Origin of the sequence: Streptomyces sp. NRRL WC-3618, assembly GCF_001280005.1 — a bacterium.
Classification (GTDB): domain Bacteria; phylum Actinomycetota; class Actinomycetes; order Streptomycetales; family Streptomycetaceae; genus Streptomyces.
Genome location: NZ_LGDW01000284.1, coordinates 1 through 568 on the forward strand (window position 1 = coordinate 1; position 568 = coordinate 568).

The following is a 568-nucleotide window of genomic DNA, read 5'->3' on the forward strand; positions in this document are numbered from 1 at the left end:
CGCCTTGCAGCCCTGGCCGTCGACCGGCGTGATCTTCGACGTCCAGGCGTTGACCAGCTCACCCATCACGTCGTACGTGAAGCACTGCGTGTCCCACGGCCCGGTCGGCAGGTCCGACAGCTGACGGGCGTTGGACGTGATCATGCCCGAGTCGTCGTACGAGTAATAGCTGTCCGTGATCCGGTGTTCGGCCAGCTCGCGGTCCGCCACCGTGCGCTGGAGGCGGCCCGTGGACGGGTCGACGAAGTTCGTCGTCCACACCCGGTAGGGCTGCGCGCCCGACACCGTACGCAGCGGCTCGCCGTACGGGGAGTAGGTGACGTCCGATGTGTACCAGGTCAGGCCAGACGTCGATTCCGGCAGGCCGTCGCTGTTGTAGCGGGTGACGACCCTCTCCCTCGGCAGGCCACCGACCGCCGGCATGGTGACCGACAGCGGCTTCCCGGTCGACGTGTACGTGTATCCGTAGGCGTACGTGCCCGACAGGCCCGCGGTCGCCGGGCCCGCCGCCGGAATCACCGTCTCGGTGCCCGTGGGCCGGTAGTCCGTGTCGTAACCCGTGACGCGG

At 68.8% G+C, this 568-nt stretch carries 1 protein-coding gene; it reads right to left on the reverse strand.

The genetic code is table 11. The annotated features are described in order from the left end of the window. The coding region (locus ADL01_RS23035; RefSeq protein WP_159049599.1) for a hypothetical protein at positions 1–568 on the reverse strand (568 nt) is incomplete at both ends.